This is a genomic window from Cupriavidus sp. 05N38, from assembly GCF_056397345.1.
In genome coordinates this window covers 1-373 of sequence record NZ_JBFTNF010000190.1, presented here as the reverse complement: position 1 = coordinate 373, position 373 = coordinate 1, and the positions used below count along the sequence as shown (strand labels likewise).

General features: G+C 38.3%; 1 pseudogene. It reads right to left on the bottom strand.

From position 1 onward, the window contains the following. Positions 1–2 precede the first annotated feature (2 nt). Positions 3–373 (bottom strand): annotated as a pseudogene (locus AC1DK4_RS40870) (hypothetical protein); the annotation flags it as partial.

Here is a 373-nt window from a genome sequence, read left to right as displayed (position 1 = left end):
CTTTACAATTGTTTGTTGCATATTTCCACTTCCCCTCTATCCACATCCGTTGGTGTTTCCGGAAATTGTATATTAATATAGTGAGGATAAGGATTTATATTCTCAAGATTATGTTCTAAAATTAATATTCCATTTTCGTTGCTAGTTTCCTTAAATCCAGCTAATCGGTACGTAACAAACATCATACGGTTACGGTCAGTCTGTCTAAACTCAGCCAAAAAGCGTTTACCTGCCTGTTTTGTTCTTTCCATTAGATATGTGAGGAGTATAGTACCAACGCCACGGGACATTACACGACAAGACATGAGAAGAAGTTTTAGGCAGTCGGCTTCCTCCGTCCTTTTTACAAGTGTTAAACCAATCTTCCCATAGG